This is a genomic window from bacterium, assembly GCA_029210965.1.
In the GTDB taxonomy this organism is placed as follows: domain Bacteria; phylum BMS3Abin14; class BMS3Abin14; order BMS3Abin14; family BMS3Abin14; genus JALHUC01.
Genome location: JARGFZ010000020.1, coordinates 16,613 through 39,754, shown reverse-complemented (window position 1 = coordinate 39,754; position 23,142 = coordinate 16,613). Strand labels below are relative to the sequence as shown.

The following is a 23,142-nucleotide window of genomic DNA, read 5'->3' as shown; positions in this document are numbered from 1 at the left end:
TTAGTCTCACTCGCTCACGTAGGTTAAGGTCTCAATGGCATCACGCTCTTCGCTCAGGTACATCCTCTGACGCAACCTGAGTTCGGCGAAATCCACCTCATGGCCATCGAAGTCGGGGCCGTCCACGCAGGCAAACTTTATTTTACCGCCCACTGTGACCCTGCAGGCACCACACATGCCGGTGCCATCTACCATGATCGGGTTGAGGCTCACCATCGTCTTTATCCCATAGGGCTTGGTCAGCTTGCTCACCGCAGCCATCATGGGAACAGGCCCGATGGCCACGACCATATCGATGGGACTTCCCTCTTCGATGAGACCTTCCAGGACGTTGGTCACAAAACCCTGCTGACCGTAACTGCCGTCATCCGTACAAACCTTTACCTCGGTACTTGCCTTGACCATTTCATCTTCCATGATGAGCAGATCTTTGGATCGAGCACCCAGTATGGAGATCACCTTGCTCCCGGCTTCCTTGAAACCCCGGGCAATGGGGTGAACCGGGGCTATCCCTATACCGCCTCCCACAATGACGACAAGGCCCAGCTTTTCGATATGGCTGGGAAGACCCAGGGGGCCCACTACGTCGTCCAGATTATCTCCCTGCTTCAGGGCGCCCATGAGCATGGTGCTCTTGCCCACCTCCTGGAAAACCAGGGATATGGTGCCGGCCTCCCGGTCACTATCGGCGATAGTGAGTGGAATTCGCTCTCCCATGCGTCCCGTTCGGAGAATTACGAACTGACCCGGCTGGGCCTTTCGGGCGATATAAGGCGCATCTATATCCATCCAGTAGACATCGTGCGACAGATTCATTTTTTTCACGATAGTAAACACCGATACTACCCCTCCTTTGTTCCCCCTCTTGGAACAGGAAGTTACCAACGAAGTGTCAGGACCTCAGACGCCGGGGATTCACTCAGATCTTTACCTTGAAGCAGGTTGACAATGAAAGCGTAATTGCCCCCCCTGTCGAAGGGGAGATCATCCTCATGTTCAGTCTTAAGTGCTCGGGACATCTCAACGACCCACTTGCCCCCCATCCAGCCTCCAACACCCCTCACATCGGAAGCACTGCCATCCGGTCTGCCGGGTGCATAAGAAAGCACCTCCGGACCCGAGAAACCAGAAGGTAGCACGATTTCAAAGGGAAGGCGACCCCTATCAAATTCCATGCGCACCCACTTTCCACCAACCTCCCGATGGGTGTCGTAAGCCATATAGAGAGGCGTGCGTGAGGTAAACAGCCTCCCATCAGAGGCATGGCTGCCAACCCCCTCCCTGCCTGCCCGCCACACCCAGAGATCGTGGACCTTCCTGCCCTGCTTTCCACCGAAGTTTTCTCTCCCATCCATCACCCAGCCGATAGCGATCCCGTCATCGAGGACAGGCAAGCGACTGTAACTGTCCCGGGCGGGATCCCACACCCAGGGCTGATGGCGGGTCGCAGGCTCCTTGTCAGGCCAGGTGAAGAGAAAGTATATCCGATCCCCGTCGGTCACAGCTGCCGTTTCGATACTGACCCCGGTACCGGAAACCGTGAACCTCATACGCGGTGCCGTGGACCACGCTTCCTCTTTATCAAACCCGTCCAGCACAGGGATATCTCCAACCAGGTTCGTCACCACCAGCACACGACCCTGTGATGCGGGATCCTTCTTTTTAGCCGGCGGTGGTGGGACACCCACATCCGAGATCCGCTCAGAAAGGGGTATTACCCGCTGCTGGCTGGCAATCATTATCATTTCTTTAGCCAGTATGGTTTTTTTTGATGGTGGGCGGCGGGCAGGGACCATTTCAGCAGGTTTTTCAGCAAGGTCAATCGATTCGACATTCCGAGCTTCCTGCTTCCCATATTGCTGACCCATGTCTGGAGTAGCGGACGGTTCTATCGGCTGTGAAACCCAAGGCGGTGGAGCGGCATTGACCGTTGACGGCGGCAGCTCTCTTACATTCCTATCCGTGGAAAGAAGGCCTCCCAAGCCCCTGTTTTGGACTTTCGGAGGAGTCCCCAGATAGAACCGTACACCCTCCTCTTCCCTGACGATCCTTCCAACCTTGAAAGCGGGCCCTGAACGGCGAGAGATGGCAGACTCGAGGCCCGGCGGAACGTAGACAGCCAGAGAGTACAGTTCGTTGCTCAGGATCTCCATGAAATCTCCTGAGCCGAGGTGCAGCTTTATGGAGGAACCCTCCCTGGTGAGATCGGTGAGGGACAGGTTCAGGTTCACTTTTTTGATCTCCTCCAGGAGTCCGGCCCGCTCACCTTCAGTAAATACGGCCATGCTGTAAACCTGGGCCTTGGTCAGACAAAGCTCGGCAGCAGGGCAGATGGACACCGGAAGAAAGAGAAACACCATTACCAGTGCGGTGATTATATGACCGTGAGTGCGGATCATATCAGCCCGATGACCTCCCGCATTTCTCTTCCTGCTTCCTCGGCCTCAACCTCGCTGATAAACAAGGCAATATACCTCTCTATCCGCTCACAGGCCGCAAGAAGGCCTTCCACCGTGTCCCCGCTGGTCTCGATCGCCGCCAAAGGCTGTTCAGACCTTTGGCCAAGGCGGGCCTGCAATAAACACTTGATCCTCTCCCGGGACTGGGCAAGGAGGTTGTCGTTACTCTCTTCGATCTGCAGCACCAGCTGTCCGCCACATTCCAGAAAAGCCTCCTCATCAACCTTCTGGGCGACCCTCATCAGAAGCTCATAGCCAGCCAGCATTACCGTCTTTTTACCTGGCCTTTCCCCGGGAGTGAATTTGAAGGTTCCCTCGGCAAGGGCAATGAGGGATTGAGCTGCCCCTTCCCCTTCAAGGCTGCCCACACTGGCATGCACAACAAAACCACCTTCAAAGTAGAGGCTCCCTTCATCGGAAAACCCGTTCACAAGGGCCAGTCTGCCGGATTTGCCCCCCATGTTGATGAGCTGGATTATATCCGCAAGGGAGAACTCTCCGAGAGTACCTGTCAGGCAGTCTGATTCGATGGTCAACAGCGCTCCTTGAGTGAATATGGAATAGGGGAGGTGGAATAAGGTTTTTCTCCCACGCTCCCACGCTCCCACGCTCCCACGCTCCCACGCTCCCATTAATGTATATCCATGGGCATGAAAAGCGTCAAGTTATAGGAAATCATGGAGATTGTTTTTCCTCCCGGCCACATCACGTCGGTTGACGGCTACTTGCGGCACGTGATAATTCATGACTCCATGAAGATCATAAGCGCGGAACTACACGACCAGGCCTTCACACCTGAGCAGATCCCCGAACCGGAGTTGCCCCAGATCGCCGTATTCGGGAGATCCAACGTGGGGAAATCGTCTCTTTTAGCGGCCATGATGCGACGGAAAAAACTGGTAAAAATAAGCTCCACCCCCGGCAAGACCAGAGGAATTTTCTATTACAGGGTTAACGATATCCTGCTGCTGGTGGACCTCCCGGGCTACGGCTTTTCCAAGGCGCCCAAGGTCATGGCAGCCCAGTGGCAATCCCTGGTGGAGTTCTATCTGGATAAACCGCCCGGCCCAACCCTGGCCATGCACCTCATCGATATACGCCACCCGCCCACTGCGGACGATTGCGCTGTCCGTAACATCCTGGAGGGAAGACAGATACCCATCCTGGTCGTGGCAACTAAAGGGGACAAGCTTTCCAGGTCAAGGCGCTTGAAGTCTGTGCAGGTTATGGCCAAAGAGTTCAATATACCCAACCGAACCATCGTCCCGGTATCAGCGAAGGATCCCTCTCTACCGACTGATCCCGTCTGGGAATCCATCCTCACTTTTATCGATGGTGTGGAGTAGGGCTCTGACAGGCGGCCAGGCTCCGGCCCCGGTGAACCTGAAGAGGCTGTACCTGTGTCTTCTCGTTGTGACCCTTATCATCGGGAGCATGTCCCTTATTTCCCTGTTGAAGATAAGGGGCAGCATCGACGCACTGGCGGAGATCCATGACCCGAAGGCAGACTGGATCGATGAGATGACTTCACTCCTTGGAAAAGCACAGACATCCTTTCACAGGCTCATGAACTCTCCGGATCAAGCAGCCTTTTCCAGTGAAGACCTTGACGTATTAATGGCTGGATTGGAGAAAGGTGACCAGACCTTCTCCTCTTCCTTTTCCAAGGAAATGAAGGACGGCGTGTACAGGTTCAAGGAGCTGGCCAAATTGGCGGCTGGGGCTCTCGAAATGGGAAAATGGGAGGATTTTCAGATCCTCATGAGAGATGCCGACCAGTCGTTGGACAAGCTTTTTTCCCTTTTGCATGGGGAAAAGGAGAAGGTCTATCAGTCTGTCATCCTGAAGAGGGAGGCGATCTTAAAGACGGTCTGGATCACGGGACTTCTCCTGGGTCTGAGCCTGGTAATTTGTCTTCTTCTTGCCGTCGGATTCTATTTCAACTGGAAGAGGTTTGAGAGAGCGGTGTTGGGGTTGGATCCGTGATCCGTGATCCGTGAACCGTGAACCGTGAACCGTGAACCGTGAACCGTGAACCGTGAACCGTGAGAGCGAACAAACCATACAGTTAAATATCAAGCGTTATTTTGAAATAATTGAAAAGCATGTTCCTTGGTATGATGTTACTGATCACCGATGACTGATCACGGATTACCGATTAACGATCACGCACAAAAAAGCCGCTCATCAGAGCGGCTTTTTTCATTTAGCAGGCTGGGGTTCAGATGTCCCCCCATCCCGATGATAGGATTTGGGTTTGTGGCAGCCCACAGCGCACTTGCCGCCATCCTCAAAAGGATAATAGGTCATGGTGTAACACTGGACGTCAGCACACTCGTAATCCCTGAGCAGGTCAAAGGGCTGGGATGATCCGTGGGGATCGTGGCAGCCGGAGCAGGACCGGGCCCTCCCGCGCTTGATGATGCCGTATTTGTTTGGTTCCAGTGCACCCTGGACGTGAAGGTCGTGCAGGTTCTTGTCCCCATTCCGGAAGTTGGTAACACCATCTTCACCCTTGCCTGTTACGAGGGAAGGGTCGTGGCACTCGAAACACAGGGCGAACTTCTCTTCAGTGAATGGGCCAGGATATCTTTCCGTATTGTAGGGGGCGAGAAGTAACTTGGGCTGTGGTGCAGTATGGGCTCCGTGGCAATCGGTACAATCTCCGTCCGTGATAGCGGTGTGATGCTGATTGTCAAACTCACCGAAGACCTCGTGGCACTCCCCGCATAACGTGGGCTGGTCGCTCAGAAGCAGGGGACTGTTTTTCGATGCGTGGGGAGTATGGCAATCGGTACAGCTTCCGTCGGAAACCGCCTCGTGAACCACGGGACCGCCATCAACCATACTGTCGTGGCACTCCTGGCACATCCCTTCGGCCGGCCCTGGTAGAAGCTTGGCATTATCTGAGGAATGGGGATCGTGGCAAGCCAGGCAGCCGTCCTCATCAATGATGCTGTGAAGCTTGCCCTCCATGAGACCATCATGACATTGGGCACACAGATCGGCTCCGGCCTTGAGGAGTAGGGGCTTGTTCTTCGAGGAATGAGGATCGTGACAGTCCACACAACCACCGTCTGCAGCGGCTTCGTGCTTAACGGCTTTCATCGTGGGATCGTCGTGGCACTCGAGGCACAAAGTGGCCACAGGTTCTGTCAGAAGGGAGCCGTTGGCCGAAGCGTGGGGGCTGTGACACGCGTAGCACCCGTCCTCCTCAATGATGGGGTGAAGGGCTCCCTTGTCGGCGGGATCATCGTGGCATTCCACACAGAGTTCACCCTTCGGTACATTTAACAGAGCCTTGTTGTCCGATGAGTGAGGGTCGTGGCAGGCGGAGCACCCGTCATCCTCGATAATAGGATGAAGGGCCCCTTTGTCAGCAGGGTCATCGTGGCACTCGGCACAAAGGGCGGTACCTGTGGCAACGAGAAGTTTCTGGTTTTTCGAAGAGTGGGGATCGTGACAGTCCACGCAACCGCCGTCAGCGGCGGCTTCGTGGATAACAGCTTTCATAGTGGGATCATCGTGGCAGCCGATGCACAGGTCTGGTACAGGATCCAGGAGGAGAGCCTTGTTTTCAGATCCATGAGGGTTGTGGCAACCCACACACCCTTCCTCTTCCACGGCGGCATGGATATGCGCGCCTTCAGAGGGTTCATCGTGGCACTGATAACAGAGTGCACTACCCTCTTCCACCAGGATCAGCTTGTTGGTATCACCGTGGTCATCGTGGCACGATTCGCAATCCACCTCCTCGAAAGGTGAATGCAATATCTTTTGTGCGGTGATCTTCTCCAACCACTCGGCATGGCAATCGCCGCATGGGGCAGCCGCGACAGAAGATGCTGCCAGCAGGGAGAACAATATCGCGCATATTAGTGTTAAATTTATTTTCCCAATCAAAATCATACCTCTCCCATATAGATTTTTATAAACTTCGACTCGTTAGCAGAGGTCCGGCACCGTGTCAAGTGCCTACAAGTTTGTGCCTACAAATTTGATACATCCTTGAAGTGGTGGAAAATCCATAATTCATAGTTCATAATTCGTGACCCGTGATCCGAAATCCGTAAAACCTGGATACTTAGATACTTAGATACCTAATACCTGGATACAGCTCTGCCGTGAATGACAGTAATTGGAGTTTCAGGTTTACCGTTCCAGGTTTTACCCCGCGTCACCCTGTCACCGAGTCACCGCGTCCCATGGTCTTCAATCCCCCTCGCCTCACATTTCCAGCGGGTGCTGTCAGTGGGGGTTATTTCTCAACGGAACGCTCGGTGCCCAAAGTAACCCGGGAGGCACCTTTATCCCTTAACATTTCCAGAAGGGAGATCACGGTCTGGACAGAAGCACTCCTGTCCGCGAGGATCTCGAATTGTGTCCCGAAATAAGCGGCGTCCCGATCCCGCAGATAAAGCTCCACATCTCCCACCGTCATGGTCCTGCCGTCCATTACAATCACCCCCTGGGATCGAACAGTTATCCTGTGGGTTTTCTCCGCAGGGAGGGTGTGGGAACGGTCTGTTACCGGCAGGTCGACCTGGATCCCCTCCTGAACCACAAAGCGGGATGTCAGCATGAAAAATATCAGGAGGAGAAAAACGATATCGATGAGAGGGGTCATCCCCAGTTCCAGGTTCGGCCTTCGCTGGGGACGGAACCTTGCTGACTCAGGAGCGGACCACATCTTCAAGCTCCGTCGCCATTCGGCTCAACTCTCCCTCCACCCGTTCGATACGTCCCAGGAAGAGGTTGTGGAACATAAGGCAGGGTATGGCCACAGTTAGGCCCGCTGCCGTTGTAAGCAGCGCTTCCCATATGCCGCCGGCAAGCAGTGCGGGGCTCACGCTGGCACCCTGTCCCTCTATCGCCATAAAGGCCCGGATCATTCCGATGACTGTGCCCAGCAATCCAAGAAGAGGGGTAAGCGCAGCCACAGTGGCAAGCCCCCTGAGGGAGACTTCCATTTTCCTTATCAGTTCCCCGGCGGCCAGGGAAAAAGAGCTCTGAACGCTCCCTGAACCCTCATGATACCGCACCAGCGTCTCCGTGAGGACCTGGCCTCCAGCGCTCTCATCGCCCTCAAGGTGTTTTATGGCCGCTGCTATATCACCCCGACCCAGGGCCTGCCTCACACCGCCGACCACCGCGAAACCCTCAAGCTTCAATCTGCGGTACACGTTGAACCGGTCCAGGATCAGCCCCAGCCCGATGACCGAGCCAAGAACGATAGGAACCATAAGAACACCGCCACGAAAGATGAAATTCAGCCAGGTGTCGTTCATTTCGGAGACCATTTCCCTTCTTACTCCAGGCAGATTCAAGCCCTTCCAGGGCGGACCCACTACTTGACACTGCCGAAGGTTTCCTAAACAATCACTTTTGATAAATCTATTGTCTATATAATATCTCAACTCCTAAGACTGGGAAAGGACCGACCGCACAAAATGAAGATCCTCCTTGTAGATGACACTGAACTTTTCCTTGACCTTGAGAAAAGCTATCTGGACAGGAGTTCTTTTACAGTTTCCACTGCGCGGTCCGGTACCGAAGCTCTCGTCGCCATCCGTTCAGATCGCCCTACCCTGGTCATACTGGACCTCCTCATGCCCGGCATGAATGGAGACGAGGTTTGTCGAAAGGTCAAATCGGCCCCCCTGACGAACACGATCCCCATCATTATGGTGAGCTCGGACCAGAGTCCGGAGCTGCGGGAGCGATGCTATGCTGCCGGCTGCGATGATTTTGTGTCCAAACCTCTCAAAAGAGATGAGCTTCTCGATGCCATAGAGAGGACCGTTGTCATTGCCAAGCGCCGTTTTGCAAGAATACCCACACACCTGCTTTCTAATGTTATCCATGACGGCAAGGTCAGGCAGCTGTGGATCCATACCATATCAAGAGGGGGGGTCTTTCTGGAAGCAGATCCTCCGCCCCTGGTCGGTGCGGAGATGGATATCACCTTTTTCCTGCCGGGCGTTGAGCAAATAATTAACGCAAAAGCCAAGGTCAAGTGGCAGGGAGCAGTGAGGGAAGACAGTCCATCCGGAGTGGGGTGCCAGTTCATCCAGATCGACGACCCCCTGGCAGATATCATCGGTAATTATGTAAATGAACAGCTCGCTGCCGTGGGATCGCTACAAGGGTTTGCGTAAAGTCGAATTCCAGATCTCAAATCTCAGATCTCAAAGGGTTTGATCCATCCGCCGTCGCTAACGCTCACCGTTCAGTTATGGCGGGTAAGAGATCCAAGGTCCAAAATAAAAAATTGACTTAGGACTGTCAATTTGGAAGATACCAAAAAAATTCCATCGGAAGTTTTCAAATCTCGCCTACACCTTCGCAGGAACCGCGGCATGCTACATTCAGGCCTTCCTCCGCGTCCCTCCGGGTCCTCTGCGGTAAATCAGCTCTTAGCGTTTTTGAAGAAACTGCGGTTTTCATCTGACTCCTGTATACTAATTCCTAAATACTTACACCGGAGGAAGCCATAGCAAAAATAGAGGGAAAAACCACAGGTATCAAAACAGCGCAGCTCAAGAAGATCGAGCGTCTCGGGCGGGGCAAACCCAGCACAAAAGAGATCGTATCCCCGGAAACGGCACGCCGCCTGGCGGAGGTGTCCCGGGAAACAGGACGACAGCTGGGCCTTCTGCTGGACCGCCGCGGGAACATTACCCATATCCTCATCGGGGACCGCCGCAGCGTACTCATCCCGGATCTTCGCCTTTTTCGGTTCAGCCCGGGACACCTCAGGGGGCTGCGACTCATCCACACCCACCTTGAGCCGGGAGGGTTCACCAGGGAGGACATGACCGACCTCCTGCTCGTGCGCCTGGACCTTATCGTCGCCATCGATGTAATGCCGGACGGTATGCCAGGCAAAACCCATCTTGCCTACCTCGTCCCCACCGACAGCACCCGCTGGACCACGGAAGTTTACCCCAACCCCCACGAACTGAGGAAAAACCCCCTGGACCTCATTGAGCTTGCCGAAGACTGGATGCGCCGCCAGATCACCGGCATCGTCACCGAGGGGGTCTCCCGTGTCATGCTCTTGGGTATCACCGGCCAGAATGCGGACCAGTCTGAAGAGTCCATGCTGGAACTTACGGAGCTGGCAAGGACTGCCGGCCTTACGGTCACTGACACCTTCCTGCAGAAGAGGAGCAAGCCAGACCCGCGTACCATCATAGGACAGGGAAAGCTGAACGACATCAGTATCGATGCGCTGGACCAGGCCGTGGACACCCTGGTGTTCAACCAGGAACTCTCCCCGTCCCAGCTGAGGGCCATCACCGACAAGACCGAGTTAAAGGTCCTTGACCGCACCATGCTCATACTTGATATCTTCGCCCAGCACGCGAAAAGCAGGGGCGGGAAGATCCAGGTGGAACTGGCCCAGTTGAGATACCTCCTGCCGAGGCTCGTTGGTAAAGGAACCGCCCTGTCCCGCCTTGCCGGCGGCATCGGCACGAGGGGACCTGGAGAGAGCAAGCTCGAGGTGGATCGGCGCCACATCCGTCAGCGCATAGGGAAGCTGGAAAAGGAACTGGCCCACCTCACTCAGGAACGGAAAACCCGCCGCAAGCAAAGGGATGGTGACCGGACACCCATCGTCTCCATCGTGGGGTACACCAACGTGGGAAAGAGCACGCTCTTAAACACCCTCACCAACGCTGATGAGATTGCCGAAGACAAACTGTTCGCTACGTTAGATCCGGTGAGCCGCCGCCTGACAAAGGCCGAAGGGACCCTCTGTATCCTCACCGACACTGTGGGGCTCATTCGTGATCTTCCGCCGGACCTGGAGAAGGCCTTCGCCGCCACCTTCGAGGAGATCGGGGACGCCGATCTTATCCTGCACCTGGCCGACGCCTCTGCCGAGAACCTCGGTGAGCAGATCGTCACCGTGGAGGAGACCCTGGAGGCGCTGGGATTGAGCGACATCCCCACCATGCTGGTGCTCAACAAGGCCGACCTGGTAGAAAGCGGCGTCCTGCCCAACCTTGAAAAAAGGTACGGCGCCCTGACGGTGAGCGCGCTGAAAAAGAAGAGCCTGGGGGAAATGGTTGAAGCTATTCAAAGGCGATTGGATAATATCCAGGAGGGGAATTTGTGAGTGCGTAGAGCGTGATTGCGTGCGTGCGTAAAAACAAGAGCACAGTTCCATTAAGTGCGGCGGTTTGAACGCAGAGTACGCGGTGGGACGCGGAGGTTGAAAATCAAGATACGATTCTCTCATTATTGCTTATATATTATGGGAGATACCCCGTAAATATGATGAAAACAAGGGTTGAAATCACATTGTCGGATGTATTCATCATGCTTGTGTATTTTGTGATTGGCAGCTTAGTAATTTTGGGATTCCTTTGTTTGCTGGCACTTTTTAGCAGGACAGTTCACGGAAGATAGCCAGGAGTTTCATGGAACCGGGGTTTGAATCGAAGAAAGATCTGATCTCAGATTTCAAAGGAAGTTATTTCAGGATTCACGGTTTTCTCTGCGTTCCTTCCGTCTTCGCTTTCAGCTACGCCGCGACAAGTCGCGCACTCTGCGTTAAAATCATCGCTTGCGTGGTAACTGTGCTTTATCCGAGAATCGGGATTTAAACTGCGGCCCTTTGCGGTACGGCCACAGTTGGCCGTCCTGCGCACCTCTGCGTTATTGTTTTAAAAGGAATTGGTTTTTTATCCCCTACAGCCCCTTAATCCCTGTTAGAAGCTTTTGCCTGAGATCGCTTCACACGGGGGATGGTTCGCGATGACAAGTTTTTCCTCGCACCTCGCACTGCTTCTCTTCTGGATTCTGGCTACTGGCTCCCTGCCTTTTTATAGAGAACCATCATCTCCGGATTAACATACGCAGGGTCAGGCGTAAAATCCGGGTCCAGTTCATGGGCCCTCTTAAGGGCATCCAGAGCTTCATCGGTCCTGCCGAAAGCGTACTGGCTTAAGGCCATCAATCTGAGCGCCCTTGCCTTATCCTTGTCATCAAGGTCCCGGGAGGCGTCATTACCCATGGTCCAGGCATCCCCGTAACGGCCTTCTTTAAAGTCGCTTTCAGCTTTCCCGAGCAGGTTCAGTGCTTTTTCAGTTTTTAGATCAGGTTCAGGTTTTTTCACCATCGGCGTCACAACCGGCTTGGGGGTCGGTTTGGGAGCCGGTTTTGGGGCCGGTTTGCGCACGGTCCTGACGGGAGCTTTTTTCACAACAGGCCTGGGTATGACATAGGGGATCTTCAGAAGCGTCCCGGCCGGGATACGGGTCGGATCCTCAATACGGCTGGCGTTGACAATGACCTCGTACACCTGCTCATTCCCGTAGAAAACGCCAGCCACTGAGGAGACGCTCTCGCCCTTTTTCAGGACATAGGGCACCAGAACGGGAACAGCCAGGCGCGTTCCCGCGGGGACCATTCCGGCATCCTGAACCCCGTTGGCCCAGGCCAGGACGGGATACATTTTAGCCTCCCCCCAGACACGTTTTGCCAGCATGCTCAGGCTTTCACCGCTTTGAAGCTTAACCGTGTCCGAGTAGGGAAGGCGCAGGGTCTCCCCGAGGCTGATTTTCGTTGGGTCATCCTTGCCGTTGTACAGGGCCACCAGCGTATAGAGGCCCTTGTCACCGTAAACCTCCTGGCAGATAAGGGAGAGAGAATCCCCGCTGCCCACCTTCCGGACAACCTCACCGGCAAGCAGATCGTGAGGAACCAGGAAAAATGCCCAAACTAAAACCAGGGCTCCGGTGAGGATACGGTTCGGAAAGGTCATCGTTTACTCTCCGTCAGATCCACCGAAAATGTTTCACTCTTTCCGAAAACCAGGTCCAGGGCCAGTTCCCGTTCACCCAGATGGGGGTTTTTCAGGACAAGGGTGTGCCGGCCGGCCTGTGCTATAAATGGCTTTACCCTGGGCGTGTATCCCAGGGACTCCCCGTCAAGGATGACCTCGGCCCAGGGCCAGGCATTAATAGTGAGCTCCACCGGGGCAGCGGCCATGGGTGCAGGAGGTAGTTTGATCAGGCCCTTGATATAATCCTGTTGCCAGAAGACAAACACACCCAGAACGATAGCGGCGGTCAGGGCCGTTATCCAGGCGATGGGACGGCCCCTGGAAGGAGCCGGATCCGGAGAAGCCAGGGGGATGGTCAGATCGTCATTCCCCTGCTGCCCGGCTCTTGCTACAAGGGTTGAGACCAATTCCCTCGTGGAGGACACCCTCCTTGGCAGAGAACTGCCAAGAGCCTCAGCCAGTTCATCCATGGTGGCGTAACGTCTGAGAGGCTTCTTTCTCAGACACTTCATGATCACCCGAACCAGCCGTCTTGGTGTTTTCGGGCTGAGCTTTCGGATCCTCACCGGTCTCTTGTGAACGATAGCGTGGGTCACAGCCACATCGCTGGGTCCGGTGAACGGCTTTGCTCCAGTCACCATCTCGTAAAGAACGGCACCCAGGCTGAAGACCTCCGATGCCGGACCGAGCGGTTCACCGCGGATCTGTTCAGGAGACATATATGAGGGGGTCCCGATGATCTGGCCGGTAGTGGTCAGATCTGCGGAGCCAGAGACAAGGGCGATGCCGAAGTCGGCAAGTTTTACGCTGCCCTGTGTGGAAAGCATGACGTTGCCGGGCTTGATGTCCCTGTGAATGACCCCCCTTTCATGGGCATAGCTGAGGGCGTGGCACAAAGATATGGCTATTCGGGTAGCTGTGACAGGGCCCACAGGTCCCAGGATCCCCAGTGCTTCCTTGAGTTCCAGGCCTTCCACGAACTCCATGGCGATATAGGCCTTCTGGGACCTCTCCCAGAAATCGTGGACCGTAATGATGGAGGGGTGAACAAGGGAGGCGGATGCCCTGGCTTCCTGCTGGAAGCGTTCCAATGCCTTGGGATCCTGGCTGCTTCTCGAAAGGTCCAGCTCCTTGATGGCCACAATGCGGTCCAGGGATTCCTGGCGAGCGCGGTAAACCACTGCCATACCGCCTCTGCCGATCTCACCTAAAACAAGGTATTTTCCAAGCTTTTTATTCATATTCCGACGTGGGCTCAGGACCTTGGCGAGGTGAGGATGGGATGGCCGTCCGGACCGGTGAGAAGGAACTGAAACTCCTGCAGACCTATGGTTATCTTGTCGGCGTGGCGGAGGATCCTCTTTTCTTCCCTCTGGCCGTTGATGAGGGTTCCGTTGGTGCTTCCCATATCCATTATGTAGAACTCCCGGCCGAAGGGCTGGATGGCCGCATGCCTTCGGGATGCATCCGGGTCCTGAAGGTGGATCTGACACTCGGCGTCCCGGCCGAGGATGGTCATTCTGTCGTCCTTGATCAGGTAGTGGGTTCCGGCCTTGTCGCCTGTTAGAAGCACAAGGTGCGCCTTTTGCTTCGGCTCTTTTGCGGAGAGGCGATCCCTCGTGGGAATAGTGCGCGTGGGATCGAACTCCTTGAACTTGTCGTCTTTCATTCCTCGGACCTCCATCAGGACAAGGCCGACGGACACATCGTCGGCCTGCATCACGAGCTATGATCCTGCTTGAATTTGCTATCATAGATAGTAATGGAGGTCAAACGGATAACAAAATTGAAATCTCCGTTTGACCTCCAGTTTTAGGGTTTAGAGTTTGAGGTTTGGGGTTTGGGGTCTAATATCCAGAACCCAGACCCCTAAACCTCGTTTGTTGTTATCAGGTTTTTCCAGGCCTTTTCCAATCACTAGCAGCGAATCACCAGTCACGGCCTATTTCCCTCTGTGCATGATCGTTGTCTCGCCCCAGGTGAGGGTATCGCCCGGTTTGAGGGTGCCAGTACCGGTGACCGGCTGGTTGTTCACCAGAAGGGTCTCCCCACCGATGGACATGGGGATCGTCATTCCGTGACGGGTAAGCACCCTGGTGAGCATGCGGGTGGCGCCTGCCGAACCTTCCACCAGAAGGACGTTTGATCTGGAAAGCTCAAAAGCTGTCAGGCGACTTGCCAGCAAAAGGCCTATGGGACCCAGGAGACCTACCAGGATAAGTGGCCACGACATTTTGCCGGTACTTCCCATGAAAGTAGCGCGAGGTGAGAAATACTGGCTGGTGACCTCGACCCTGAAATCGGCTGTGTTGAGCCGCAGCGTTACGGGTACCACCTGGCTGTCTATATTGGTGGCTCGATATCTGAAGAGAACCTCACGGCTGATATCCTGGGCCATTCCCTCGAATAGTCCTGACAAAACCTCCGGCTGGGATGTATATACCGCCCGTCCACCGGTCCTTTCCGCCATGGAAGTAAGGCGGTTCTTTCGGGCGTCCGGCCCGAGGCCGACGAACATGAGGCTCACACCAGCGCGTTGGGCATCATTCATGGCTTTTTCCATGGAGGCTGCCCCGCGGTTGGCTATCCCGTCTGTGAGAGTAAGCACCACCCTTCTACCCGAGCGCTCCTGCACCAGCTGGGTACCCATAGATACGGCATCAAAGAGAGCAGTGTGGCCGCCGGCCGTGAGCCGGGCCGCATGTTCCCCAAGGCTATCGGGTGTCAGGTCTGTGGCAACGACACGGGCCGTATCACTGAATACAACCAGCTGAATGCTCGCGGAGGTCGGGATGGATCGTGAAAAACCGAGCAGGGCCCTTTTTGCCTCCTGGAGCTTGGCCCCCTTCATACTCTCGCTCACATCCACCACCAGGGAGACGGTCAAGGGAACGTCCCGCACACTTTTGGAAAGGTCCCTTATCTCCACGATGGTGGCCTCTGTGCCATCCTCTGTCAAAGAAAGGTCCCTGATGTTGCCCGGACGAGCCTGGGCAGGCACTGTGGCGTAAAGATCCACGAGAGGGTACCGGGTTGTGTCTACCTGATTGATCCCCCATTCCGGCTCAGGCTGATCGATCTTCCCCACGGGCTCCGGGTTTGTATCGGCCATGGCCGGGACAGGGAATACCAGGGCCAGCAGAACCATTACAGTAGCAGCGTGTTTGGTTACCGCCGGTCCAGAGGCGTTTACACGCAGAAGGTTATCGCCCATTCGAATGAGGTCGCCATGCCTCAAACCCCTGGAATGGCTGGACATCTTTCGGTCGTTGACGATCACACCCTGGGTGGAACCGAGATCTTCCAGATAGGGCTTTTTATCCCTGAACTCGATCCGCGCGTGCTTCGAAGCGATGCCTGCACCAGCAAGACGCACCGTACATTGCCGATCGCTGCCCAGAAGGGAGCTCTGGCCCAGGATGAACTCGGAACCTCGTCCGGGCCCTTCCAGCACCTGAAGCCGGAACCTGGCCATAGCCTGTTGCGCCCAGGAGATCCCGATACCCATGATCCAGCCCAGCACTGCAAGCCCCAGGGTCATGCTCGCCACACCCATCAGGGGCCTGAAGGACTGCATGACAAGGCCGCCCACAAAGCCGCCCGTGAACCCTCCCGCAGAAGCGGCGAACCATCGTCCGCGGTTCTCAGGGAAGGGAAGGGTCACAGCAAGCCCAACGGCCATGCCTGTAAAACCCCACCCGAGGGCAGCTCCCATGGAAAGGGGAAACGATATGCCCGATGAGGAAGTGCCTACCAGCCTGGTGCCCCAGGTGTGAAAGAGGGTCTGCCCCAGCAGCGCTCCTATGATCCCGCCAACAGCTCCTACCGATGCGGAAACAAGGACCTTGGAGATCATGCCGCCGGTCTTTCCGTACCAGAGATGTTCGAATATCATGAAAAAACCGGCCAGGAAGGAACCTAAAAGCAGACCGAACATGATGCTGGATGGAAGCGCCCCGTGGATCGTGGTCATCGTCAGGCCCAGAGGCACAGCTGAAGCTAAGGCCGCGAAACAACCTACCAGACCCATCCTTGTGACCTTGCTGCCTACTGCTTTCATGACACACCACCTTCACTGACACTGGCAGCGATGCCGGAGTGAAAGATCGCTTTCATCTTGCCGAGGTGGATAACATCCCCTTCCACCAGGTTCACGGGCGTTCCAGGGATGATCTTCTCCCTGTTGACCACCGTTCCGTTGGTGCTGCCGAGGTCTTCCAGGACGTAACCGTCTTCATCTGACATGATGATGGCGTGACGGCGGGACACACCCTGCTCAAAACCGCCGCAGTAGCTCAGATCCACATCCGGCTCGATCTGGTCTAAAGGATCGGAGCGGCCGAGAAGGGTTTCCTCGGAGCCAAGATCAAACCGCTGGCCGTCTTCCAGCTCCAGACAGGCGATCCCGCTTTGAGCGGGACCTTCGATAGCCTCGTCCATTACCCTTTCAAGACCTTCACCCGTACAGTTCTCGCAGAGCTCAAGGCCGTGATCCATTTCGCTTTCACAATTCGGACAGATATTCATGACTTACCTCCCACATTTTCACTCGTTAAAGTTGAAGTTGATTGTATGGTTGGGGAATTGCAATGGGGGGGCCAATGAAGGGCAGTGTAGAGTGTAGGGTGTAGATTGAAGAGAAAACAAGGAGTTACAAAGCCAAGCCCGCAGGACGCAGCACGCAGCACGCAGTTAATCCCTGTTCGGAAATCGAACGGGTGTAGTAATTAAAGACAGTACATTGAAGATTTCCTCTGCGTTAAATGCTTATCAACGCTTTTACAAAAACCGGGATCGCTTCGCTCAGGTTTCAGCTCGCGATGACTGCGTGGGAACCACGCCTTTCCTCCTGCGTTCTATGTTCTGCATTCTACATTCTGTAGATTTACTGCGTGCTGCGTCCTCACTCTAGTCCAAACTTTTTCATCTTCGCATACAGCGTTGATGGCGCTATCCCCAGCAGCCTCGCCACCTTCCTCTTGTTGCCCCCCGCCTTCTCCAAAGCATCCCTGATGGCCTGTTCCTCGGCGCCGGCGAGGCTGCCGTCGGATGACGACTGGCTGCCAGCCGCCTGGAAGGGCAGGTTCGCGGCGCTGATGGTGTCGCTGGGGCAAAGGGCCGCAGCCGTTTCCAGCAGGTTCTTCATCTCTCTTATGTTTCCCGGCCAGGAATGCTTTGCCAGCGCCCCGAGGGCGTCCTTTTTAAGGGCCATATTCCTGCCCTGGTCCCGGTTCAAAATCCCCAGAAAGTATCGGGCCAGGGCCGGGATGTCTCCGGGCCGCTCCCGAAGGGGAAGGAGGGTGACCTTGGCAGCCGAGATCCTGAAGTACAGGTCCCGACGGAAAAGGTCCCGGCTTACCTGGTCTTCGAGATCCAGATTAGTTGCCGCCACGAACCTGACATCAGCGACCTTCCTGTCCGAGGTGCCGACCCTTTTGAATTCTTTCAGATCCAGCAGCCTCAGAAGCTTGGGCTGAAGATCCAGGGGGAGTTCCCCTATTTCATCTAAAAACAGAGTCCCTCCCTCGGCCTCTTCAACGGCACCGGGACGCGCTTCTGACGCCCCGGTGAAGGCCCCCTTGGCGTGACCGAACAGTTCACTTTCCATGAGCTGACCCGGCACTGTGGAGCAGTCGAAGATGACGAAGGGGCGCTCTGCCCTCGGGCTGCGGTCGTGGACGGCTCTGGCGGCAAGCTCCTTACCGGTGCCTGTCTCCCCCTCAACGAGAACGGTGATGTTGCTGGCGGCCAGGCCCTCGAGAAGAGCGAAGGCCTTGAGCATGGGTTCGCTTACAGCCACCATCTGACCAAAGGTTGAGGCGGCCTGCCCGGCTTTCATGGCGATGTCCGCGCCTGTGCTGAAGATCATGGAGGTCTCGCCCACAGTGACAACGGCACCATCCCTGAGGTAGGCCCGATCCACCCGGACCCCGTTGAGAGAAGTCCCGTTGGTGCTGCCCAGATCCTGAAGCAGAAACCCCTCAGCCGTTCGGGAGATCTCGGCATGCTTCCTGGAAACGGTAGGGTCCTCCAGGCGAAGATCGCTGTCCGGGCGGCTTCCGATAGTCATGGCGGAGGTGATCTCCACAGAGGTCCCCTTGCCGGGACCCTCGGTTATCCGGAGTACCGCCCGGCTCTTCTGATCGTCATCCTTGCCTGATATGCGTTTTGTGTAGGTCATAGGGTTTAATTCCGCATTCCGCATTCCAGAATGAATTCTATTCCATGCCGTGCTTCAAGTCGAGAGGGGGAATTTTCGTGCCATAGCGCGAAATTCAATTCAATATTCAAGATTCAAAGTTGATGACTTCGCAAAAAGTCATCAATGCGCCCCGCACGGGGCGCCCAAATCAATGACTCACTCCGTAAGTCATTGATTTGTAAGGAAAGGGAAAACGACGCCTTTCCCTTGCCGTGGAGCGAAAAGTCCCGGATTGGACCTTTTGCGAATCTATCTTCCTTGGACTTTGTTTACCTCTTCACCCTGCACTTTACACTTTTTTATTGGGAGCCTGTTCATGGAGAGCGAGCAGAGAGGATCTGGCGACACGCACACCAAGTCCTCTCCAAAAAAAATATGGGTACCCCCATGCAGCCTGGCGGCTGCCATCCTTCTGTTTTCTTCAACACCAGGGGCCTATTTCCCGAGTCATCCGAATTATTTAAATAATATCGTCCATTTAACAGAGTTCGCCCTACTCGCTTTTCTCCTTGCAAGAGCCCTTTTACACGGGCGATCCCTAACCAATCCTGGCCTATTACTGTGGACAACTGCCATCTGCGTCTCATTCGGTTTTCTGGATGAAGCGCACCAGTTCCTGGTGCCGGAGAGAATGTTCGACCTTAAGGACCTTCTCTATGACTCTGTGGGCGCCGTAGCGGGATCCGGGGCTTATATTCTCTTCAAAACCCTGAATAAAGGCAGATTCATATCCAGGACGGCCGCAACCGGTGAAACGGATGACTGAGAGCAACATCATACATCGAGCTGAGGACCTTCAGGACCTCACAAAACTCTCAGATGATCTCCTGATACGTCTTATGGAGAAAGCTGATGCCTCATCTGGTGCCGTGTGGGTCCTGGATCAGGATCAATCTTTCCGGATGGTTATCTCCAGAGGGGAGGATCACAGGAGCAGGTCTATCGATCCCGGTGAGATCATTCACCGACACGAAGAAATTTTCAGAGGCACTCCCTTCTTTGAACAGCGGAGGGGAAAGGTCGTACTGAATAGCGTATTCCTCCCGATCCTTCATGTGGGCGTTCTGGTAGCCTTGGCACACCTGGAACTGAATACATACAATGAATCAGATCTCGATGGAAATACTCTGGAGGATGTCAGAACGATCGCAGAGGGTTATGCGACATTCCTCAACAATGCCCAGACTCTTGACAGGATGAGGAGCAACCCTTTAAGGGACCTTGAATCGGATACTTATAACGAGCCGTTTGTTCTGGACTTCCTGAAGCGGCAAGTCACCATGGGTAACAGGTTCAGGCGGAGGGTAGGTTTGATCAGTCTGGAGTATGAAGGTGCTGAGTATTTTCAGAAAAACCAGAGCTACCGCCTTGTACAGGCCATGATCAAGGATATCTCGGAAACCCTTCAGGGGATTTTGAGAGATTACGACGTGGTCTCGCACGTAGGGAATTTTCGATTCATTATGGGGGTTCCTGAGACAGACAGTCTCGGATGTCGGATCACCATCGAGCGCATCCGGCGTGGTTTTGGCAGGTTGAGCTACCTGGGAGAACGTTTTGAAAGGTACGGATTAAAACCGCATTTCGGGTTTGCCTGTTTTCCCGAGGATGGCGACACCGCAGAAGATCTTCTGAGCAAAGCACTTAAAAACGCCTATGACAGCCGCACAGACTCCTTTAATAACAGCCAATGGGAGAAAAAAGGGTTCTGGGAAATGATTGAAGCGTTCACAACAGGCACGGATACCCATGGGCTCTCGGTATTGAAAGACACTGAACCGATGATGTTCCAGGCCAGTTTCACCTATCTTCTCCAGGAAGCGATCATCAACGATATTATCCAGAACCCGGAACGTCGCGGACTCTTCTACATCGGTACCGACAACGTCCTTATTACCGAGGCCCTCCTGGCAAAAAACACTTTTCTGCCGCGGACCGCGACCAGGGTTGGAGTGTTCGGGGATCTCACCGGGGCACACACACTCAATGATCTCAACATTAACACAATTTCTATACCTCCCGAGCAATCAAAGAGTTTTCAGTTCATCCTGCTGCTCACCGACAGGGTCGCCTACGCACTCATGGGAGTTCACCACAGGATCGATGACTGGAAAGGGTTCCACACTTCCCATGACAAACTTGTGGAAAGGCTTGTCTTTAAACTGAGGGAAGAGTACTCCCTCCAGGACCAGATATGAGAGTCAGAACTCAATGAAGAAGATTCTCCTTGTGGACGCCGACATCAAGCTTCTCAATAAGCTCGGTAAACGGATCAGCAAAGCCGGTTATGAGATCGACACGGCTTCGGACGGGTCCGGCGCCCTCGAATCTGCTCTCCTGAAAAAGCCCGACCTCATCATCACAAACTATCACCTTCCACTATTCGATGGAGAACGCCTGAGAGCCTTTTTAAGAAACAACCCCACAACAACACATATTCCGTTCATCTTCCTCATTGACGCCGAAAGGGGCCACGATGAGGTTCTTGCATCTATCGGGGGTGAAGCCGACACCTTCCTGCTAAAACCTTTCCGCTGGCACGATATGCAGGAAAAAATCGAGACAGCCTTTGATCCACTGGGCGAAAAACCGATTTCTCAAACTGTAGGCACTGGTGTTGAAGGCAGCCTTGCGGAAGTGTCCCTGGTAGACCTTCTTCAGATTTTCGGTCTTAACAGGCGCACGGGGACGCTGATCCTTCAGCACGGAGAGCAGCAGGGCAGGATACATCTTTCAGAAGGTTCAGTGGTGAGCGCCTTACTGGGAGAGACCACCGGCGAAAAAGCCCTGTACAGGATATTGAGATGGCACGATGGCAATTTCAGGTACAATCCCGGGCCTGCCAATGTGACCAAGGATATCTCGCGCTCCATGGATGCCCTCCTGATGGAAGGTATGCGCCAATTGGATGAATGGGAATCGCTAGTTAAACTGATGCCTCCACTGGGCACTGTGCTGAAGCTTTCCAAATCCAGGGATGAACTTCCCCAGAATATGCGTCCTGTTACCCAGGAAGTCCTCCTTCTGATGGAGTTCTATAACACCCTCCAGGACATTATAGAAAAATCCACTCATACTGACTACGACGTTTGCCAATCGATCCTTGGCCTCATCCAGAAGGGGATTATCAACACAAGCGGCGAAGGGAGGTCCTCCCCCATCAAAGATGAACCACTAATAACAGGTGAGGAAGCCCTCAAAATCCACAGGATCCTGAGGCCCGGCCAGGGCGATTTAGCCGATTACCATTGGGGTAAAATACTGGTTTTTTCATCTGACATTGAACTGATCACTCTCTTTATTTCCAGTATCAGTGAAGACGCCGAATTTAAGCTTTCGAGAGAGAATTTCTCGAATCAGGAGATCATCAACTCTTCATTTGGCGCAATGGGTACCCTGGAAATTTCTGAAAACACATACCTGCAGGTTTTCCTTTTGCCATCCTCAAGACAATCTCTCCCACTCTGGAAAGCCTTTTCCGAAGGTACGGTGGGGGCGTTCATTCTTCACGGGGGAGATATAGGAGATGACATTCAATCTATTGAAGCGGTAAAGTCGTTCATAGAAGGAGAACTCAAACGACCTGTAGTGGTCAAGGAGATCTCAGAGTCCACACGGGTTCCAAATCAGGGTACCAATACCTTCAGAGAGCTTTTCGGCAGGATCCTGGATGGTCAATCAGAGAGCGAGGTAGCGCACAAATGAGTAGTAACGGTAAAATCATCTTGATTGTGGACGATGACTCCAGCATTCAGGAACTTCTGAGGATCATTTTGACCAAGAACGGATACACTGTTCATCAAGCTATCGATGGAGAACAGGCGATTCACAAATATATGGAGGTTCAGCCTGACCTTGTGATCAGCGATATATCCATGCCGAAAGGGGATGGTTTTAACGTCGCGATCATTATCAGGAGCAAGGAGCGTGAAGGTCAGCACATCCCAATTCTGCTCATAAGCGCTTTTTACGACGACCATGCTAACGTTCAGAACGCCGAAAGATGCGGTGCCGATGGATTTCTCCCCAAGCCGTTCACTCAAAAACAGCTTATTGGAGCTGTAGAAAACCTTCTGGTTAACACCGATGGGTAGGGTCAGATGTGGATATTGCACCAGGCCCCTTGAACCTGGATCCTTGCGCTACGTATTGATGTGGAAGCTGTTCGCGGACTACGATGGTATAATTGACCTGGAGGATGAAAATAACCTTGAAATGACAATGAAAACCGTTGAGGCAATATCTCCGGCTGATCTGGAGGACCAGATCTACATGGAAAGCCGTCACATTCTATGTCCTATGTGCAGGGAGGAGATTCTGGATACCTTCACCTCTCTGGAGCACCAGAACCTTGATGAAGATACAGAAGATGGAAACGGAGAAGGGGAAAGGAACCTGCACTAACTAAAAGCTCCATGTTGCAGGTCCCGAATTCCAGGCTGCTGGTTTAAAGTTGATGACTTCGTAAAAAGTCATCAATGCGCCCCGTGGAGGGCGCCCGTATCAATGACCAGGCAGTAAAAGTCATTGATACGTGAGGAAAGCGGAAATGCCACTTTTCGCTTTCCGAGGAGCAAAAAGCCGATTACGGACTTTTTGGGACCCTGTCAATGCGCCCCGTGGAGGGCGCCCGTATCAATGACCAGGCAGTAAAAGTCATTGATACGTGAGGAAAGCGGAAATGC

21 protein-coding genes are annotated in these 23,142 nt (G+C 54.2%); 9 read left to right on the top strand and 12 right to left on the bottom strand.

Features of this window, described 5'->3' with window-relative positions:
* Nucleotides 1-6: 6 nt before the first annotated feature.
* The 3 genes from P1S59_09060 to P1S59_09050 are packed head-to-tail and all read right to left on the bottom strand — an operon-like array spanning nt 7 to nt 2,995.
* Entirely contained in the window at nt 7-837 is an 831-nt protein-coding gene (locus P1S59_09060; GenBank protein MDF1526401.1) for a sulfide/dihydroorotate dehydrogenase-like FAD/NAD-binding protein, read from the bottom strand.
* Nucleotides 838-878: 41 nt separating this feature from the next.
* Nucleotides 879-2,399: an ethylbenzene dehydrogenase-related protein gene (locus P1S59_09055; GenBank protein ID MDF1526400.1), complete on the bottom strand. Its 1,521-nt coding sequence runs from the start codon at nt 2,397-2,399 to the stop codon at nt 879-881.
* Complete coding sequence (locus P1S59_09050; GenBank protein ID MDF1526399.1) at nt 2,396-2,995, bottom strand: DUF4388 domain-containing protein; 600 nt, start codon at nt 2,993-2,995, stop codon at nt 2,396-2,398. The genes P1S59_09055 and P1S59_09050 overlap by 4 nt, the downstream gene beginning before the upstream one ends.
* 141 nt (nt 2,996-3,136) lie before the next feature.
* Between P1S59_09050 and yihA the strand changes: the two genes are divergently transcribed.
* Nucleotides 3,137-3,805: a ribosome biogenesis GTP-binding protein YihA/YsxC gene (gene yihA, locus P1S59_09045; GenBank protein ID MDF1526398.1), complete on the top strand. Its 669-nt coding sequence runs from the start codon at nt 3,137-3,139 to the stop codon at nt 3,803-3,805.
* Between the two features lie 31 nt (nt 3,806-3,836).
* Complete coding sequence (locus P1S59_09040; protein ID MDF1526397.1) at nt 3,837-4,445, top strand: hypothetical protein; 609 nt, start codon at nt 3,837-3,839, stop codon at nt 4,443-4,445.
* 216 nt (nt 4,446-4,661) lie between these two features.
* Here P1S59_09040 and P1S59_09035 read toward each other — a convergent pair whose 3' ends face one another.
* The 3 genes from P1S59_09035 to P1S59_09025 form a co-directional block, all read right to left on the bottom strand.
* Nucleotides 4,662-6,362 carry a cytochrome c3 family protein gene (locus P1S59_09035; GenBank protein MDF1526396.1) on the bottom strand — a complete coding sequence of 567 codons (1,701 nt, stop codon included), beginning with the start codon at nt 6,360-6,362 and terminating at the stop codon, nt 4,662-4,664.
* 355 nt (nt 6,363-6,717) lie between these two features.
* Complete coding sequence (locus P1S59_09030) at nt 6,718-7,149, bottom strand: biopolymer transporter ExbD (protein ID MDF1526395.1); 432 nt, start codon at nt 7,147-7,149, stop codon at nt 6,718-6,720.
* The gene (locus P1S59_09025; GenBank protein MDF1526394.1) at nt 7,133-7,759 is read right to left on the bottom strand and encodes a MotA/TolQ/ExbB proton channel family protein; all 627 of its coding nucleotides are present in this window, start codon (nt 7,757-7,759) and stop codon (nt 7,133-7,135) included. Before P1S59_09025 ends, P1S59_09030 begins: the two co-directional genes overlap by 17 nt.
* 150 nt (nt 7,760-7,909) lie before the next feature.
* Here P1S59_09025 and P1S59_09020 point away from each other — a divergent pair, with 150 nt between their 5' ends.
* Together P1S59_09020 and hflX are read left to right on the top strand one after the other, a co-directional pair.
* Nucleotides 7,910-8,617 (top strand): response regulator, encoded by a 708-nt coding sequence (locus tag P1S59_09020; protein ID MDF1526393.1) that lies wholly within the window; start codon nt 7,910-7,912, stop codon nt 8,615-8,617.
* 464 nt (nt 8,618-9,081) lie between these two features.
* Entirely contained in the window at nt 9,082-10,584 is a 1,503-nt protein-coding gene (hflX, locus tag P1S59_09015) for a GTPase HflX (GenBank protein MDF1526392.1), read from the top strand.
* 690 nt (nt 10,585-11,274) lie between these two features.
* Here hflX and P1S59_09010 read toward each other — a convergent pair.
* From P1S59_09010 to P1S59_08985, 6 genes are all read right to left on the bottom strand, one after another.
* Nucleotides 11,275-12,234: a LysM peptidoglycan-binding domain-containing protein gene (locus P1S59_09010; GenBank protein ID MDF1526391.1), complete on the bottom strand. Its 960-nt coding sequence runs from the start codon at nt 12,232-12,234 to the stop codon at nt 11,275-11,277.
* Nucleotides 12,231-13,496, bottom strand: coding sequence for a serine/threonine-protein kinase (locus tag P1S59_09005; GenBank protein MDF1526390.1), 1,266 nt, complete (start codon nt 13,494-13,496; stop codon nt 12,231-12,233). Before P1S59_09005 ends, P1S59_09010 begins: the two co-directional genes overlap by 4 nt.
* Before the next feature lie 14 nt (nt 13,497-13,510).
* Entirely contained in the window at nt 13,511-13,975 is a 465-nt protein-coding gene (locus P1S59_09000) for an FHA domain-containing protein (protein MDF1526389.1), read from the bottom strand.
* Between the two features lie 222 nt (nt 13,976-14,197).
* The gene (locus P1S59_08995) at nt 14,198-16,315 is read right to left on the bottom strand and encodes a VWA domain-containing protein (protein MDF1526388.1); all 2,118 of its coding nucleotides are present in this window, start codon (nt 16,313-16,315) and stop codon (nt 14,198-14,200) included.
* The gene (locus P1S59_08990; GenBank protein MDF1526387.1) at nt 16,312-16,782 is read right to left on the bottom strand and encodes an FHA domain-containing protein; all 471 of its coding nucleotides are present in this window, start codon (nt 16,780-16,782) and stop codon (nt 16,312-16,314) included. The genes P1S59_08995 and P1S59_08990 overlap by 4 nt, the downstream gene beginning before the upstream one ends.
* 376 nt (nt 16,783-17,158) lie before the next feature.
* Nucleotides 17,159-18,436, bottom strand: a complete 1,278-nt coding sequence (locus tag P1S59_08985) for a sigma 54-interacting transcriptional regulator (GenBank protein MDF1526386.1) — start codon at nt 18,434-18,436, stop codon at nt 17,159-17,161.
* A 286-nt stretch (nt 18,437-18,722) separates the two neighbouring features.
* Here P1S59_08985 and P1S59_08980 point away from each other — a divergent pair, with 286 nt between their 5' ends.
* From P1S59_08980 to P1S59_08960, 5 genes are read left to right on the top strand one after another with little or no spacing between them, the layout of a single operon-like run.
* Nucleotides 18,723-19,223, top strand: a complete 501-nt coding sequence (locus P1S59_08980; GenBank protein ID MDF1526385.1) for a VanZ family protein — start codon at nt 18,723-18,725, stop codon at nt 19,221-19,223.
* Nucleotides 19,216-20,655: a diguanylate cyclase gene (locus P1S59_08975; protein ID MDF1526384.1), complete on the top strand. Its 1,440-nt coding sequence runs from the start codon at nt 19,216-19,218 to the stop codon at nt 20,653-20,655. The genes P1S59_08980 and P1S59_08975 overlap by 8 nt, the downstream gene beginning before the upstream one ends.
* A gap of 13 nt (nt 20,656-20,668) precedes the next feature.
* Nucleotides 20,669-22,162: a response regulator gene (locus P1S59_08970; protein ID MDF1526383.1), complete on the top strand. Its 1,494-nt coding sequence runs from the start codon at nt 20,669-20,671 to the stop codon at nt 22,160-22,162.
* Nucleotides 22,159-22,551 (top strand): response regulator, encoded by a 393-nt coding sequence (locus tag P1S59_08965; protein MDF1526382.1) that lies wholly within the window; start codon nt 22,159-22,161, stop codon nt 22,549-22,551. The genes P1S59_08970 and P1S59_08965 overlap by 4 nt, the downstream gene beginning before the upstream one ends.
* 43 nt (nt 22,552-22,594) lie before the next feature.
* On the top strand, nt 22,595-22,861 hold the full coding sequence (locus P1S59_08960) for a hypothetical protein (protein MDF1526381.1): 267 nt from the start codon (nt 22,595-22,597) through the stop codon (nt 22,859-22,861).
* Nucleotides 22,862-23,142: the final 281 nt, after the last annotated feature.

Excerpts from the sequence above, each read along its gene's own strand:
- P1S59_09055 (MDF1526400.1), bottom strand. The coding sequence starts at position 2,399 with ATGATCCGCACTCACGGTCATATAATCACCGCACTGGTAATGGTGTTT.
- yihA (MDF1526398.1), top strand. The coding sequence starts at position 3,137 with ATGGAGATTGTTTTTCCTCCCGGCCACATCACGTCGGTTGACGGCTAC.
- P1S59_09030 (MDF1526395.1), bottom strand. The coding sequence starts at position 7,149 with ATGTGGTCCGCTCCTGAGTCAGCAAGGTTCCGTCCCCAGCGAAGGCCG.
- P1S59_09025 (MDF1526394.1), bottom strand. The coding sequence starts at position 7,759 with ATGGTCTCCGAAATGAACGACACCTGGCTGAATTTCATCTTTCGTGGC.
- P1S59_09020 (MDF1526393.1), top strand. The coding sequence starts at position 7,910 with ATGAAGATCCTCCTTGTAGATGACACTGAACTTTTCCTTGACCTTGAG.
- P1S59_09010 (MDF1526391.1), bottom strand. The coding sequence starts at position 12,234 with ATGACCTTTCCGAACCGTATCCTCACCGGAGCCCTGGTTTTAGTTTGG.
- P1S59_09005 (MDF1526390.1), bottom strand. The coding sequence starts at position 13,496 with ATGAATAAAAAGCTTGGAAAATACCTTGTTTTAGGTGAGATCGGCAGA.
- P1S59_09000 (MDF1526389.1), bottom strand. The coding sequence starts at position 13,975 with ATGCAGGCCGACGATGTGTCCGTCGGCCTTGTCCTGATGGAGGTCCGA.
- P1S59_08995 (MDF1526388.1), bottom strand. The coding sequence starts at position 16,315 with ATGAAAGCAGTAGGCAGCAAGGTCACAAGGATGGGTCTGGTAGGTTGT.
- P1S59_08990 (MDF1526387.1), bottom strand. The coding sequence starts at position 16,782 with ATGAATATCTGTCCGAATTGTGAAAGCGAAATGGATCACGGCCTTGAG.
- P1S59_08985 (MDF1526386.1), bottom strand. The coding sequence starts at position 18,436 with ATGACCTACACAAAACGCATATCAGGCAAGGATGACGATCAGAAGAGC.
- P1S59_08975 (MDF1526384.1), top strand. The coding sequence starts at position 19,216 with ATGACTGAGAGCAACATCATACATCGAGCTGAGGACCTTCAGGACCTC.
- P1S59_08970 (MDF1526383.1), top strand. The coding sequence starts at position 20,669 with ATGAAGAAGATTCTCCTTGTGGACGCCGACATCAAGCTTCTCAATAAG.
- P1S59_08965 (MDF1526382.1), top strand. The coding sequence starts at position 22,159 with ATGAGTAGTAACGGTAAAATCATCTTGATTGTGGACGATGACTCCAGC.